We start from the raw sequence: 13253 nt of genomic DNA on the forward strand, positions 1-13253 counted from the left end.
GGGTCAGTCCGGGGCGATCTGCCGGTTGTGGCGCTTCTCGAGGGCAAGACATCCCCAGACGATCCCGAGCAGCAGGTAGAAATGCCGCCAGTGATCCGTGTCGATGACGAAGCCGATCGCGGTGTGGCCGACGATGGTGATGTAGGAGATCATCAGGAAGGGTTGCCACGGCCGGTTGCGCAGAAGCGCCTTGAAGCCGGCGGAAAGCGTCCAGAGGATCAGGGCGAGGTAGGAGAGGAAACCGAGCCAGCCGTAGGTGGTCAGCGATTTCAGCCAGATATTGTGCTCGTCCTCTGGAAACATCTTGCTGAATTCCATCGGGCCGATGCCGAGCGGCTTCTCCATCGCCATGAGGAAGCCGATGCGGTGGCGCTCGAAACGGCCGAGATGGCCGCCGTCATAGTCCTGCACGAGCTGGGTGCGGCTGGAGAAGAGGTTCGCCACCTTGTCGAATTGCAGCGCGACGACGAGCGCCACGACCATCAGGCCGGCAGCCGAGAGGCTGAGGATGAGGATCTTCAGGCGGAACGCCCCGGTGCGCTCCTTCAGCAGCATGACGAAGACGAGCGCCACGACGCAGACGAGATAGAGCCCCCAGGCGGCGCGCGAGAAGGAGAGGAAGATGCCGAGCGCCAGGACCAGCACGCCAGCGACCTTCAGCGGCGCGCCGAGGATGCGGCCGGAGAGCAGGCCGTACAGCAGATAGAGCGAGGGGCCGACGAGGAAGGGGCCGAAGACGTTCGGGTCCTGGAAGGCGCCCTTGGCGCGGTCGTAGAGCGTGAAGACCTCGGCGCCGGGAAAGGCATGGAAATAACCGAGGATGCCGAGCGAGGCGGTGATGAGCGCCCCGGCCACCCAGGCGCGGAAGATCAGCTCCAGCCGCGCCGGCCTCGCCTCGACGATGGCGGCGAAGAAGACGCTGGAGAGCGCCAGGAACAGCGAGACGGCAATGTACATCGGCCCGGCCGAGAGGTCATCCAGCACCGTCAGCGAGAGCATGCCGCCGATATTGAACAGGACGAGCAGCACGAGCAGCGGGGCGATGCCCCGCGAGATGCGCAGGCCCACGATCGCCCACAGGCCGATGAGGCCGGCCATGAAGAGTTCATAGGGCGCCGGTTCGCTGATGACGAAGCCGGACAGGAACACCCCGACCGCCACCAGCAGCGAGCCGACGATGCCGAGGGCCGCCAGCTGCGGCCGGAACGGCGCGGCACGGGGGAGGGCCGCGTCGCTCAATAGGCGTTTTCCGTGTTGAGCAGGCGGAAGGGCGTCAGGACGAGGATCTTCAGGTCCAGCCAGAGCGACCAGTTCTCGATGTAGTAGAGGTCGAATTCCGTGCGGAAGCGGATCTTGTCGTCATGGTCGATCTCGCCGCGCCAGCCGTTGATCTGCGCCCAGCCGGTCACGCCGGGCTTTACCCGGTGGCGGGCGAAGTAGCTTTCGATGACATCGACATATTTGCGGTCGTTCGACTGCGCCTGGATGGCGTGCGGGCGCGGGCCGACGAGGGAGAGGTCGCCCCTCAGGACGTTGAAGAACTGCGGCAGCTCGTCGATCGAGGATTTGCGCAGGAACCGGCCGACGCGGGTGACGCGCGGGTCGCCCTTCGTCACGGCGGCCTTCGCCGTCGGGTCGGCGAGATGCGTGTACATCGAGCGGAACTTGTAGACCTCGATGATCTCGTTGTTGAAGCCGTGGCGCTTCTGCTTGAAGATGACGGGACCCGGCGAGGAGAGCTTGACCGCGATGGCGGCGCCGAGCATCACCGGCCAGAGCAGGAGGATCGCGACGATGCTGAAGAAGACGTCGAAGAGGCGCTTGGCGACATTGTCCCAGTCGGCGATCGGCTTGTCGAAGATGTCGAGCATCGGCAGGCTGCCGACCTGCGAATAGCTGCGCGGACGGAAGCGCAGGCCTTTGGAATGGGCGGCAAGGCGGATGTCGACCGGCAGCACCCAGAGCTTCTTGAGCAGCGCGAGGATGCGCGCCTCGGCCGAGAGCGGCAGCGAGATGATCAGCATGTCGATGCGGGCGAGGCGCGCGAACTCGACGAGCTCGGCGACATTGCCGAGCTTCGGGTAGCCGGCGATGATCGCGGGTGAGCGGCGCTCGTCGCGGTCGTCGAAGATGCCGCAGATGCGGATGTCGTTCTCCGGCTGGTGCTCGAGCGCGCGGATGAGCTCCTTGGCCGGCTCGCCGCCGCCGACGATGACGGCGCGGCGTTCCATGGTGCCGTTGCGCGCCCAGCGGCGGATCGAATAGGCGATCACCTGCCGCTCGATGACGAGGTAGAGCGCGCCCGCCGCGAACCAGGAGGCGAACCAGACGCGGGAATAGTGCTCGCCGGACTTGAAGAAGAAGACGATGAGCGCCATCGCGCCGAAGGCGAGCGCCCAGGCGGCGAGGATGCGCGGCGTCATGCGCCAGGGCGAGCGCAAGGCCGGAACCTGATAGGCATCGGCGAGCTGAAGGATCAGGACGCCGATCGCCGCCCCGCCGACGATGACGAGGAGGTAGAGGAAGGGCAGGCCCATGCTGCTGACATAGAGCGCGTGGATGCTGTAGCCGAGCGCCAGCAGCGCGCCGAATTCGAGAAGGCGCAGGAGGCCGATGATCATGCTCGGGGAATAGGTGTCGACGCTGAATTGCGTGGCGATCCTGCGGGCGAGCGGATTGAGGTCGACGGTCTTGCCGGCATCCTGGGTTTCGCCGGGTGCGGCGACCGATATTTCGGACACCTTGCGCCTCAGCGCATCGGGATCGAAGGAGACGGGTTTGTCGACATGGTTCATGGCACGCACCTGTGGGGGCTTCGTCCTGGAAATAGCACGAAGCCCCTAAGAAACGTTTACGTTGTCGCTGCCGTAGCGTCAGGTGCTGTGCCGATTTCCTCCAGCCTGCCGGGCAAGGATGTCGCGATAGAGGTCGAGCAGGGCGTTGGACATGACGGAGGCGGAGAAGGCCGCCTTGAAGCCGGCCGGCTCCGGCATCACCTTGCGCGGCCAGTCTGCGTCGGTGATCGCCTGGGCCATCAGGGCGGCGAGCCCGTCGGGATCGCCCGGTTCCGTCAGGGCGATGCTCTTTCGGCCGAGCACTTCCGGAATGCCGCCGACGCGGGTCGCGATGACCGGCTTTCGTGCGGCGAGCGCCTCGAGCACGATATAGGGCATGGCCTCGGCGCGCGAGGGCACGATGACGTTGCGCGTCAGCGCGAAGGCGTCGTGCGCCTTCATGGCGGGCAGCATGCCGATGCGCCGGCCAAGGCCCATGCGCAGCATCATGTCCTCGTATTTCGCCTTGTCCGGCCCGTCGCCGATCATCAGGGCGGAAAGCGGACGGCCGATCCGGCGTTCCGTGCGGGCGAAGGCCTCGACGAAGACATCCGGCCCCTTCAGGTCGCGCAGCATGCCGATATAGAGGAAATCGACGGCATCCTCGCGGGAATAGACGGGTGCGAAGTCGCGGTCGTGGATGCCGTTGTAGATGCGTTCGGCCCTGACGCGCGGCCGGCCGACGCGGGCGGCGTAGGCTTCGCGCTCGTAGTCGCAGACGAAGACGAGCGCATCGCCGCGCCTTTCCAGCAGGCGCTCGGCGGTGAGGATCGCCATGCCCGTCGCGGTGCGGCGATCGTAGTGCAGGCTGCCGCCATGCGGCGAATAGAGGCGGGCTACGCGATACCTGTTGACCCGCAGGGCTGAGCCGATGAGCCGGGCAATGGCGCCACCCTTGGCGCCGTGCCCGTGCAGGACATCCGGCTGCAAACTTCTTATTTCGTGATAGCTGCTCCAGAACGCGCCGACGTCGCGCGGGCTGACCGACCGGCTGATCGGCAGGCGCACGAGGCCGAGCGAGAGATAGGGGCGGATTTCATCGAAGAGGCCATCCTCATAGGAACTGCCGGTGAGACTGTCGCAGACGATGCCGACGTCGTGGCCCGCCTTCGCGTGGAACTCGGCAAGATCGCGCACATGGCGGAAGATCCCCCCGATGGGTGAGCGGAAGCAGTGAATGATGCGCAGAGGCCCATCGTCCGCCATCTTGCTTAGAACAGCCGTTCGCGGACATAGATGGTGTCGCCGGCCAGCACCGGATCGGAAATGGAGACACGGCCCGTGAGGATCTTGCCGTTGATCTTGCGGGTGACGTCGACATCGCCCTGGTTGGCGCGCGGCGAGAAGCCGCCGGCCAACGCAATGGCGTTCTGGATCGTCATGCCGGCGACATAGCTGTACTGCCCGGCCTGGCCCACTTCGCCCATCACGTAGATCGCGCGGTAGCGGTCGACCTCGATGGAGACGTCCGGATCGCGCAGATATCCCTGCCTCAGCTTCGTCGCGATGATGCTTTCCAGTTCCTGGATCGTCTGGCCGCGCGCCGGCACCGCGCCGATGAGCGGAAAGGCGACGTAGCCGGCCTGGTCGATCGAATAGGTATTGCTGAGGCCGGCCTGTTCGAAGACGGTGATGCGCAGCCGGTCGCCGCTGTCGAGGCGGTAGGGCTGGATGGTCGCCTCATGAAACGCCTTTGGGGCGGGGCGGTAGCCACTGCAGCCCGCAACGGCCGGCACGACGAGTGCCAGCGCAAGCAGCATGCCCTTGTTGATTGTTGCGAATGCCATTCGCTTTACCCAATCCCGGAATCAGAAGTCTGGCCCCCGTTATCGATCCGTTAGGGTTAATAGCCGGTAAAGGCATGGGCGGGATCGGTCGGGCAAGGCGGTTTTTTCGCGGGGCGCGGCCCGAGGGAAGGGACGGGGCAGCCGCCGGCGATTAACCCTTGCGTTACCATGTTTGTTTACCCTGCGCGAAATTCGTGGTGTTTGGAGTTGGGATATGTCGGGCGCGCACAGCCAGCAGGATGTCGATATCGATCTTGGCGGCCTTTTCGGCGCGATCTGGCGCAACCGCATGCGCGTGCTGCTTGCCACCGTCGCCTGCGCGGGCATTGCCTTTGCCGGCGCCAGCCTCGTCACGCCGCGCTACAAGAGCGAGGCCCGCCTGCTCATCGAAACGCGCGAGCCGGCCTTCACGACGGGCACCGACCGCGCGCAGGGCCGCGAGCAGCAGCCGGCCCTGGACGAGCTCGGCATCGCCAGCCAGGTTCAGCTCCTGCGGTCCGCCGACCTCATCAAGCAGGTCGCGCGCAACATGAAGCTCTATGAGCTGGAGGAGTTCGATCCGGCGGCGAAGCCCTCGGCGATTTCCGACCTGCTCGTCCTCTTCGGCCTGAAGAAGAGCCCGCTCGACCTCGAGCCGGAGGAGCGCGTGCTGAAGGAGTTCAACAGCAAGCTCGTCGTCTACCAGGTGGAGCGCTCGCGCGTCATCGGCATCGAGTTCTCCTCCAAGGACCCGCGCCTTGCCGCCGAAATTCCCAACGAGATGGCGAAGGTCTATCTCTCGCTGCAGAGCGGGGCGAAGCTCGACACCAATTCCGAGGCGACGCGCTGGCTGGAGCCCGAGATCGCCAACCTGCGCGAGAAGGTGCGCGAGGCCGAGCAGAAGGTCGCCGAATACCGCTCGCAGTCCGATCTCCTGCCGACCGGCGAGAACTCCACCTTCGCCGTGCGCCAGCTCACGGACATCTCGACGGAACTTGCCCGCGTGCGCGGCGAGCGCGCCAATGCGGAAGCGCGGGCCGAAAGCGTGCGCACCGTGCTCAAGACCGGCGGCGCGCCGGACACGCTGAGCGACGTCGTGGGCTCGCAGATGATCCAGCGGCTGAAGGAAAGCGAGGCGCAGATCCAGGGCCAGATCTCCGATCTCTCCACCTCGCTGCTCGACGGCCACCCGCGCCTCAAGGGCCTGCGCTCGCAGCTTGCCGGCATCCGCGGGCAGATCAAGGCGGAGACGCAGAAGATCCTGTCGAGCCTCGAAAACGAGGCCCGCACCGCCCAGCTGCGCGAAACCCAGCTTCTGCAGCAGCTCAACACGGTGAAGGCGAACAGCGCGCGCGCCGGCGAGGACGAAGTCGGCCTCAAGGCGCTGGAGCGCGAGGCGACCGCCCAGCGCCAGCTGCTCGAAACCTATCTCGCCCGCTACCGCGAGGCCACCTCGCGCACCGACAGCAGCTCCACGCCGGCCGATGCCCGCATCATTTCGGCCGCCGTCGAGCCGACGGAGGTGGCCTTCCCGAAGGTCGTGCCGATCACCATCGTCGGGGGTCTTGCCGGCTTCATGCTGAGCGCGATCGCCATCCTGCTGGCCGAACTCTTCAGCGGCCGTGCGCTGAAGCCGGTGGGCGCTGCCGCCGCGGTCCCGGCGCGGCGCGAGGAGGAGGCCGTCGAGGACGAGGTCGAGGCGGACCTTCCTGCGGAGGAACCGGTCATCCACAAGGCCCCCGCCTTGCACCGCGATCCGGTCGCGCGCCTCGACCATGGCCCGGTCCGCGACGTCCGCGCGCCGGCAAAATCCCTGCTGGCCGACATCGCGCCCGACGAGGACGATGAGGAGCAGGCGACAGAGGCGGGCAAGCCCGCTTCGCTGCTCGATACGGCCGACCCCGGGGAGGAGGAGGCGGAATTCTCCATTGCCGCCGTTGCCCGGTACATGGTCGAGAACAACGTCTCGGTCGCGATCTCCGTCTCGCCCTCCGGCGACCGTGGTTCCACCGCCACCGTCATGCTGGCCCGCCGCATCGCGGAGGAACATCGCAAGACGCTGATCATCGACCTGACCGGCTCGGCCTGCCCGACGCGCCTGATGGCGCAGTCCGCCCATATGCCCGGCATCACCGATCTCCTCGTCGGCGACGCCGTCTTCGGCGACATCATCCATGGCGACCGGTTGTCCGGGGCGCACGTCATTCCGCGCGGCAATGCGAACATCAAGCGCGCCATGCGCGGCATCGACCGGCTGGCGATGGTCATCTCCTCGCTTGCCGATGCCTATGACACGGTGATCGTGGAATGCGGCCCGGCCGACGTGGAGGGCGTGCGGCGCCTGACGCGCGACCAGGAGACCGATATCATCCTCTCCCTTCCGGGCGCCGACGAGGACGAGATCGTCGAGATGATCGACGCCTTCGGCGCGGCCGGCTACAGCGAGGTCATGCTGATGACGGGCGAGGGGGGCGAGCCGCCGCGCTATCCGGGCCGTCGGGCGGCATAGGGCGGATCAGTCCGCGTCGTCCGCGCCATCCGCGCGCGGGCGTGCCGTCTTGCCGGAGCGCAGGCGCTGCAGGAAGGCGTAGACCTGCGGGTTCTGCTTTATGAGGCGTTTCGTGCCGGTCTTGGCCCGGTGCAGTGCGGCGACCGTCGCCCCGGCAACCGTCGTCGGCCAGAGCAGGTCGTGCTGCCGCGTCTCGATCGTGCACCAGGAGCGCTTGTAGGGCTGGTCGCCGATGCCGAAGTCGAACAGGCGCACGCCCTCGCCGCACAGTTTCCGGATGGCAAGGTAGAACAGGAATTCGCCGGGGCTGGCATCCGCGGCGATCGTGTCGTCGATCGAGCCGAACTGGCAGATCACATGGTCGCCCTTGCGCGACAGGCCGGCAATGGCGGCAATCCGGCCGTCGTTCCCGCCCTTGAGGCGCACGGCATGGAGTTGCAGCGGATAGCTGCCGTCCGCCTCGGGCACCGACACCAGCCGGCGGAAGAAATCCCGCGTGTCCTCGTCGCGAAAGACGTCCGGCAGGCCCATGGCATCGAAACGCGCGGCCTTCTGCTGGAAGAAGGTTTCCAAAAGCGCCCGGCTCTCCCTGCCGGCCTCGGCGATGACGTATTCGTAGCCGCCAAGCGCCATCAGGCGGCGCTCGGAGGAGCGGAACTTCTTGCGGCGGCGGCGGGCGTTGACCTGCGCCAGCGTGCGCTCGAAATCGGGGAAGAGCTCGATCTGGAAGGCGGAATTCTGGTTCAGCACCGCGGGAAGATCGGAAAAGGGGCTCGCCTCGGCGCGCCAGTCCAGAGGCATGTTCTCAAGCAGGAAGATGTCGCAGTGGCGGGCAAGCTGCCCTCGCACCGTGTCCAGCGCCTGACGGAGGCGCGGCGGGGCGGCGAGGGCGCGGAAATCCCGCGAGTAGAGACCCGTATTGATGTTGCTGAACGGGGCGGCGAGGAAGCGGGCGATGCGGATCGGCCCGCGGCGCACGATTTCGAACGGCAGCAGGAGATGCGTGCGCCCGCCGGAAAGGCCCTCGACGATCAGCAGCCGGCAGGCATGACTTTCCGCCCAGGCGCGGCACCAGTCGTAGCTCTGGTGGAGCGAAAGCGGGTTGTCCGTTTCGAGCGCCCGCCAGCAGGCCTCCAGCGGTTCCATCCGCTCGTGCAGGCGGATCGACAGCGGCAGCGTCAAGCGGGTATGGTCGTCGCCGGCCGCCGGCGCCAGACCGCCGCGTGCGCGGTCGCGTTCGGACGGCATGATCTGGAAATGGAGTTGCATCGCTCCCATGGCCTGGCCTTCGTGCATTCGGTTGCCGCAGCGACACAATAGGCGTCAGGCCTGCGCAATTGGTTTAAATCCGCTGGCGCCGGCCCGTATGCCCCGGGAAATCGGCCAGCGCGGTTAGCAAGTCGATAACGAGAGCGGCGGGCGATGCACCCCGCCGGCAGGAGGGACCCATGCAGACCTGGCGGCCGCCGCAGAAAATCCATGTGAAGGTGCTGGGCCTTGCCTGGCACGGCGGCCGGCTGCTGGCGGCGGAAGTGACGCGCGACGACGGCACGGTCAAGGGTGTGCGCCCGCCCGGCGGCTCCATCGAGTTCGGCGAAACGCGAGAGGAGGCGCTCGCCCGCGAGTTCCGCGAGGAGTTCGGCTGCGAGATCGCCATAGACGGCCCGTGGACGACCTTCGAGAACCTCTACTGGCATGAGGGCGCGCAGGGCCACGAGTTCATTTTCGCCGCGAACATCTACCTGCTCGACGAAAGCCTCTATCGCCGGCCCGAGATCACGCTCGTCGAGCATGACCGCTCGCTCTGGACGGCACGCTGGTTCTACCCGCTCGCGCTGCCGGCCGGCGTGGAGCTTTATCCCGCCGGCCTTGCCGCCCATCTTCAGGCATAGCCTATTCGTCGCGCGGCTTGCCCGGCTTTTCCATCCACTTGATGATCAGCATTGCCGGCAGGATCCACAAAAGGCCGGTCACGGTGAAGTAGAGAAGGTGGATGTACCATGGCGATTGCCCGAGCGTGGCGGCGGCGACGGTGGTCGCGACCAGCGCATAGACGAGCACGAGGATGATGATCAGGATCGTGCCGACCAGTTTTCTGAGGCGAGGGGGCATGGGCAGTCTTTCACTTCGGTAGCGGCAAAATGGCGCGACGGCATGCCGCAAAGGTTCGGGCCTTGTTTTGCACGGGCCGGTCAGGCAAATCAACGCCACAGTCGTTCCGGCTGAAGCCGCGCGCGCGGTTTTGCCGGAAGGACGCGAGAAAGGAACCGGAATGGCGGGCCGCCCGCCGCTCTGGAAAAGGAGCCGAGACGATGAGCGCCACGACCGCGACCGCATACCGCAGCCACAGTGACACGGACAGGACCGACCGCAACCGCCGCCAGGTGCGCCGGTGGCTCGGCTTCGTGCTGTTCACGCTGTTCGTGCTGGTGCTGGTGGGCGGCGCGACGCGGCTCACCGAATCCGGCCTTTCCATCACCGAATGGAAACCGATCCACGGCATCGTCCCGCCGATCGGCGACAAGGAGTGGCAGGAGGAGTTCGACCTCTACAAGCGCATTCCGCAATATCAGCAGATCAACAAGGACATGACCGTCGAGGAGTTCAAGACGATCTTCTGGTGGGAATGGGCCCACCGGCTGATCGCCCGCTCCATCGGCTTCGTCTTCGCCGTGCCGCTTGCCTTCTTCTGGCTGACCGGCCGGATCGAGAAGAAGCTGCGCTGGCCGCTCGTCGGCCTTCTGGCGCTCGGCGGTTTCCAGGGGTTCATCGGCTGGTGGATGGTCACATCCGGCCTTGCCGAGCGGGTTTCCGTCAGCCAGTACCGGCTCGCCACGCACCTCACCATCGCCTGTCTGATCTTCGCCTGGACGACATGGCTGATGCGGGCGCTTTCGCCGCACGGCGACGACGCCGCGCCGACGGACGGTTCCCGCCGGATGGCCGGCATCATCGCCTGCATGGCGATCTTCCAGATCTATCTCGGCGCCCTCGTCGCCGGCCTCGACGCCGGCCTCACCTACAACACCTGGCCGCTGATGGACGGCGCTCTCGTGCCGGGCGGCCTCTTCGTGCAGCAGCCCTGGTGGATCAACCTCTTCGAGAACCCGAAGACGGTGCAGTTCGTCCACCGCATCGGCGCCTACGTGCTCTTCGCGCTCGTCGCCATGCACATGATCGCCTCGCTGCGCGCCGCCCCCGAAACGACGCATGCCCGCCGCGCCCTCGTGCTGTTCGGCCTCGTCTGTCTCCAGGCGATGATCGGCATCCTCACGCTCCTCTGGCAGGTCCCGCTCGGCTGGGCGCTGGCCCACCAGGGCGGAGCGCTGGTCGTGCTCGGCTTCGCGGTCGCCCATTGGCGCGGGTTCCACGGGGAAATGGAACGGTCGTGACTTGAAGCGTCACCTCTTATATAATCCCGAAGGTTTTATAGAAGAGGTGTGCCATGGCACTCAGCCTGAAGGATGCGGAAACGGATCGGCTCGCCCGCGAAGTGGCCGCCTTGACCGGTGAGAGCCTGACGACGGCGATCCGCAAGGCGCTTGCCGAGCGCCTCGAACGGGAACGCCGCCGCCGCGGCCAGCCGTCCGACCTGAAACGCCGCCTGCATGCGATCGGTGCCGCCTGCGCGGCGCTGCCCGACAGGGACGGCCGGTCCGCGGACGACATCGTGGGCTATGATGACGACGGGCTCTGGTGATGGTCATCGACACCTCGGCGCTCGCGGCCGTGCTGTTCCAGGAAGATGACGCGGCGATCTTCGAGGAGGTGCTGGCAACTGGCGGGCGATGCCTGATTTCCGCCGTCACACGCGTCGAAGTCACCTGTGTGGTCGAAGGACGAAAGGGCGAAGAGGGGCGTGCCGCGTTGGAGGCGCTGCTGGATGCGGTGAGCGCCGAGACCGTCTCGGTCGATGGCGCCCAGGTCAATCTCGCCATTGCCGGCTTTCGTGCCTATGGCAAGGGGAGGCATCCGGCCGGCCTGAATATCGGCGACTGCTTTTCCTACGCGCTCGCAAAGGCTCTCGACGAGCCCTTGCTGTTCAAGGGCAACGATTTCGGCCTGACGGATATACGCTCCGCGCTTGCCTGAGGCGAACTCATCCCTTCAGCATCAGGTTCATGTTCTGCACGGCGGCGCCCGATGCGCCCTTGCCGAGATTGTCGAGCAGGGCGACGAGGTTGACATGCGGCGCGCCGGCGGTGCCGAAGACGTAGAGCTTCATGCGGTCCGTATCGGCCAGCTCAACGGCGTTGACGCGGGCGAGGTTGGCGCTTTCCTTGAGGTCCACCACCTCGACGATGTCCTGGCCGGCATAATGCGCGGCCAGCGCCTCGTGGATCGAGCCGAGCGAGGCGTGGTCGTTGAGGTCCGCAAGATAGAGCGGCACCTGCACGATCATGCCCTGCGGGAACTTTCCGACGGAGGGCGAGAAGAGGGGCGCGCGGGAAAGCAGGCCGTGCACCTGCATTTCCGGCACATGCTTGTGCTTGAGCGTGAGGCCGTAGAGGAAGTGCGGCGCATCGATGGGATCCGGATGGCCTGCATCCTCCATCTGCGCGATCATCTGCTTGCCGCCGCCGGTGTAGCCCGAAACGGCGTTGACCGTGACCGGATAGTCCTCCGGCAGCAGGCCGGCAAGGCGGAGCGGGCGCAGCAGCCCGATCGCGCCCGTCGGGTAGCAGCCGGGATTGGCGACATAGCGGGCAGCGGCGATCTTCTTCGGCTGTTCCCGATCCATCTCGGCAAAGCCATAGGCCCAGTCCGGGTTGACGCGGTGCGCCGTCGAGGTGTCGATGATGCGGACGGAATTGTTGCCGGCGACCATGGCGACGGCTTCCTTCGCCGCATCGTCGGGCAGGCAGAGGATGGCGACGTCGGCGCTGTTCAGGAGGTCCTCGCGCAGCCTGGCATTGCGGCGCTCGGCCTCGGGGATCGAGAGGAGCTCGACATCGTCGCGGCCGGCCATGCGTGTGCGGATCTGCAGGCCCGTCGTGCCGTGTTCGCCATCGATGAAGATCTTCGGTTTCATCTGCAATCCAATCCTGTGAGAAGCCTGCCGCAATTCCAGCAAACCCCGTTTGCGGGTTTGCGTCCGAACGTGCGGAAAAGAGAATTTCCGGCCCGATATAACTCCTCGGCCCGTCGCATTCAATGCGGCGCCGTCAGCGCCGCTCGGCCAGCTTTGCGGCGTGAAGCCCCAGCATGTACATGGCGATGTTGGAGCCGGCGATGGCCGTGATGTCCGCATGGTCATAGGCCGGCGCGACCTCGACCACATCCGATCCGACGATGTTCAGCGCACCGAGCTTGCGCAGGACCGACAGGATTTTCGCGCTCGACGGACCGCCGGAGACGGGCGTGCCGGTGCCGGGCGCGAAGGCCGGGTCGAGGCAGTCGATATCGAAGGTGAGGTAGGTCGCCCCGTCCCCGACATGGTGGACGATCGCATCGGCGATCTCGCCGGCGGTCATCTCCTCCACGTCATAGCCGTAGAGGATGCGGATGCCGCAATCCTCCGGCGCATGGGTGCGGATGCCGATCTGGATCGAGGTCTCGGGATCGATCAGCCCCTCGCGCACCGCCGTGCCGACGAAGGAGCCGTGGTCGATGCGGCCCTTCTCGTCCGCCCAGGTATCCTGGTGGGCGTCGAACTGTACGAGGGAGAGGGGGCCGTATTTTTCCGCATGGGCGCGCAGGAGCGGCAGCGTGATGAAATGGTCGCCGCCGAGCGTCAGCATGTAGGCGCCGGATTTGAGGATCTTCCTCGCCTCGCTTTCGATGGTGCCGGGCGTCTTCTGGTGGTTGCCGTAGTCGAGCAGGCAGTCGCCGTAGTCGATGACGGCCATGTCCGCGAAGAGGTCGCGCTCGAAGGGATATTGCGGGTCGTTGTCCATGATCGCCGAGGCGCGGCGGATCGCCTGCGGCCCGAAGCGCGTGCCGGGCCGGTTGGAGGTCGCGGCATCGAAGGGAATGCCCCAGACGACCGCGTCGACATCCTTCAGGATTTTCGTATAGCGCCGGCGCATGAAGGAGAGGATGCCCGCATGGGTCGGGTCCGAGGCGGCGCTCTTCAGCGTCCTCGCCGTGATGGCATGGTCGATCGTCTTGTTGGCCATGAATGATCCCTCCGAATGTGGCGGG

General features: G+C 66.4%; 13 protein-coding genes. 5 read left to right on the forward strand and 8 right to left on the reverse strand.

Annotated elements, in window-relative coordinates:
• Positions 1–3 precede the first annotated feature (3 nt).
• The 4 genes from WMC41_RS06675 to WMC41_RS06690 all read right to left on the reverse strand — a co-directional run bounded on the left by WMC41_RS06675 (position 4) and on the right by WMC41_RS06690 (position 4621).
• Complete coding sequence (locus WMC41_RS06675; protein WP_432347394.1) at positions 4–1239, reverse strand: O-antigen ligase family protein; 1236 nt, start codon at positions 1237–1239, stop codon at positions 4–6.
• Positions 1236–2795, reverse strand: a complete 1560-nt coding sequence (locus WMC41_RS06680; protein WP_432347395.1) for an undecaprenyl-phosphate glucose phosphotransferase — start codon at positions 2793–2795, stop codon at positions 1236–1238. Before WMC41_RS06680 ends, WMC41_RS06675 begins: the two co-directional genes overlap by 4 nt.
• Before the next feature lie 78 nt (positions 2796–2873).
• Positions 2874–4040, reverse strand: a complete 1167-nt coding sequence (locus WMC41_RS06685) for a glycosyltransferase family 4 protein (protein WP_288083382.1) — start codon at positions 4038–4040, stop codon at positions 2874–2876.
• A 5-nt stretch (positions 4041–4045) separates the two neighbouring features.
• The gene (locus WMC41_RS06690; RefSeq protein ID WP_244765877.1) at positions 4046–4621 is read right to left on the reverse strand and encodes a polysaccharide biosynthesis/export family protein; all 576 of its coding nucleotides are present in this window, start codon (positions 4619–4621) and stop codon (positions 4046–4048) included.
• Between the two features lie 214 nt (positions 4622–4835).
• On the opposite strand from WMC41_RS06690, the gene WMC41_RS06695 reads away from it, so the two are divergent.
• Positions 4836–7109, forward strand: a complete 2274-nt coding sequence (locus tag WMC41_RS06695) for an exopolysaccharide transport family protein (RefSeq protein ID WP_432347397.1) — start codon at positions 4836–4838, stop codon at positions 7107–7109.
• Between the two features lie 6 nt (positions 7110–7115).
• Here WMC41_RS06695 and WMC41_RS06700 read toward each other — a convergent pair whose 3' ends face one another.
• On the reverse strand, positions 7116–8387 hold the full coding sequence (locus WMC41_RS06700; protein ID WP_432347399.1) for a GNAT family N-acetyltransferase: 1272 nt from the start codon (positions 8385–8387) through the stop codon (positions 7116–7118).
• Positions 8388–8557: 170 nt separating this feature from the next.
• Here WMC41_RS06700 and WMC41_RS06705 point away from each other — a divergent pair, with 170 nt between their 5' ends.
• Positions 8558–9001 (forward strand): NUDIX hydrolase, encoded by a 444-nt coding sequence (locus WMC41_RS06705; protein ID WP_432347401.1) that lies wholly within the window; start codon positions 8558–8560, stop codon positions 8999–9001.
• Position 9002: 1 nt separating this feature from the next.
• Here the strand turns inward: WMC41_RS06705 and WMC41_RS06710 are convergent, their stop codons facing one another.
• A complete protein-coding gene (locus WMC41_RS06710; protein WP_272805062.1) occupies positions 9003–9221 on the reverse strand; it encodes a DUF2842 domain-containing protein in 219 nt (72 codons plus the stop codon).
• Positions 9222–9421: 200 nt separating this feature from the next.
• On the opposite strand from WMC41_RS06710, the gene WMC41_RS06715 reads away from it, so the two are divergent.
• Genes WMC41_RS06715 through WMC41_RS06725 form a run of 3 tightly spaced genes read left to right on the forward strand, consistent with a single transcriptional unit; the run spans position 9422 to position 11201 of the window.
• Positions 9422–10501: a COX15/CtaA family protein gene (locus WMC41_RS06715; protein ID WP_432347403.1), complete on the forward strand. Its 1080-nt coding sequence runs from the start codon at positions 9422–9424 to the stop codon at positions 10499–10501.
• A gap of 53 nt (positions 10502–10554) precedes the next feature.
• Positions 10555–10809 (forward strand): type II toxin-antitoxin system VapB family antitoxin, encoded by a 255-nt coding sequence (locus WMC41_RS06720; RefSeq protein WP_244765871.1) that lies wholly within the window; start codon positions 10555–10557, stop codon positions 10807–10809.
• Positions 10809–11201 (forward strand): type II toxin-antitoxin system VapC family toxin, encoded by a 393-nt coding sequence (locus WMC41_RS06725; protein ID WP_272807435.1) that lies wholly within the window; start codon positions 10809–10811, stop codon positions 11199–11201. Before WMC41_RS06720 ends, WMC41_RS06725 begins: the two co-directional genes overlap by 1 nt.
• 7 nt (positions 11202–11208) lie before the next feature.
• Here the strand turns inward: WMC41_RS06725 and argC are convergent, their stop codons facing one another.
• Positions 11209–12141, reverse strand: coding sequence for an N-acetyl-gamma-glutamyl-phosphate reductase (gene argC / locus WMC41_RS06730; RefSeq protein WP_432347405.1), 933 nt, complete (start codon positions 12139–12141; stop codon positions 11209–11211).
• A 133-nt stretch (positions 12142–12274) separates the two neighbouring features.
• The gene (gene speB, locus WMC41_RS06735) at positions 12275–13228 is read right to left on the reverse strand and encodes an agmatinase (protein ID WP_432347406.1); all 954 of its coding nucleotides are present in this window, start codon (positions 13226–13228) and stop codon (positions 12275–12277) included.
• Between the last annotated feature and the right edge of the window lie 25 nt (positions 13229–13253).

It is taken from the genome of Shinella yambaruensis (assembly GCF_050859155.1).
GTDB classification, from domain to species: domain Bacteria; phylum Pseudomonadota; class Alphaproteobacteria; order Rhizobiales; family Rhizobiaceae; genus Shinella; species Shinella yambaruensis.